This window comes from Massilia niastensis DSM 21313, from assembly GCF_000382345.1.
Lineage (GTDB): Bacteria > Pseudomonadota > Gammaproteobacteria > Burkholderiales > Burkholderiaceae_D > Telluria > Telluria niastensis.
On sequence record NZ_KB908207.1, the window covers coordinates 1 to 1,607 of the forward strand.

The window sequence follows — 1,607 nt, forward strand, 5'->3', positions numbered from 1 at the left end:
CCCCCCTGTGCCAATATAACTTGAGACACCTACCCGATTAATTTAGAGTACAGCGGTAGGTTCCCAACATGCATAACCGAAAGCATCAAATCAGCACGTCAGCAACCCCAGAGAACGCATCCGAACCGTCATCAGCCGAGGCCCCACGTCCCGATCCTGAGGTGGTCGCAGTGGCCAAGCGACGCACGTTCTCCAAAGCCGAGAAGCTGCGCATCCTGGCCGCTGCCGATGCCTGCGTGGCGCCCGGCGAAATCGGTGCCTTGCTGCGTCAGGAAGGCATTTATTCGTCCCATCTGGCGACCTGGCGCAAGCAGCGTCAATCCTCGGGCGAGACGGAAGCGCTGGCGCGCAAGCGCGGACCGAAAACCGATTCTGCCTCCGTCCAGGAACGCCGGGTGCTCGAACTGGAAAAACAGGTCCAGTGCCTGCAAGCCAAACTGGTCAAGGCAGACCTGATCATCGACGTCCAAAAAAAACTTTCCATTCTGCTGGGGCTGAGCACGGACGGCACGCCGAGCGAGCCGAAGTGATCAGCGCTGCCCACACTCTGGCTGACCAGGTCGGCATAGCCGTCGCCTGCCGCGCCCTGCGATTGCCGCGCAGCGCGCTGTATCGCGATCGCGCAGCCCGTCATGCCTGTGCGCTGCCTATACCCGTTGCCGTAACTCCGGCCAGGCGCCCGCCGCTGGCCCTGTCCGTGTTGGAGCGCCGCGTGGTGCTCGACGTGCTCAACAGTCCGCGGTTTGCAAATTGTGCGCCGGCGGCGATCTACGCCCAGTTGCTCGACGAGGGGCGTTACGTGGCGTCGGTGCGCACGATGTACCGCCTGCTGCAAGACTGTGCCGCCGTGCGCGAGCGCCGCGACCAGTTGCGCCACCCCGAATACACGAAACCGGAGCTGCTGGCCGTAATGCCCAATCAAGTGTGGAGCTGGGACATCACCAAATTGAAGGGGCCAGTCCGTGGCACCTGCTTCCACCTGTATGTCATCCTCGACATCTTCAGCCGCTACGTTGTCGGCTGGATGGTCGCCGAGCAGGAAACCGCCGAACTGGCTGAGCAACTCATCGCCGACACCGCTGCCAAGGAAGCCATCGCGCCGGCCACACTGACCCTGCATGCCGACCGGGGTAGCAGCATGCGCTCCAAGCCGGTGGCCACGCTGCTGTCCGACCTGGGCATTGCCAAGTCACACAGCAGGCCCTACGTCTCTGATGACAATCCGTACTCGGAGGCGCAGTTCAAAACCCTAAAGTACCAGCCTGGCTTCCCGGCTCGCTTCGGCTCATTGGCTGATGCGCGCGCCCACTGTGCCCAGTTCTTCACTTGGTACAACCAGCAGCATCGCCATTCCGGCATCGGCATGATGACACCGGAGAGCGTGCATACCGGACGCACCGCCGCAGTACGCCAGCAACGGCAAGCCACACTGGCAGATGCGTATGCGCGCACGCCAGCCCGCTTCAAGCACCGCATGCCGCAGCCGCAGAAGGTCCCGACAGCTGCCTGGATAAACCCACCGACGATGGAGAAAAAAGCTGCCTGAAAACAGAGATTTAGACTCTCATAGATTTATTCAGGTGTTTCAAATTCATTGACACGTTCCG

Annotated in this window: 1 protein-coding gene; it reads left to right on the plus strand. The window is 61.5% G+C overall.

What is annotated here, in order from left to right; genetic code table 11:
• The first annotated feature begins 161 nt into the window (after positions 1-161).
• Positions 162-1,546, plus strand: a protein-coding gene (locus tag H162_RS0129680; protein ID WP_371847022.1) for an IS3 family transposase whose coding sequence is annotated in 2 segments (ribosomal slippage) — positions 162-482 and positions 485-1,546 — 1,383 coding nt in all. Because the reading frame shifts where the segments join, the coding sequence is not laid out codon by codon here.
• Positions 1,547-1,607: the final 61 nt, after the last annotated feature.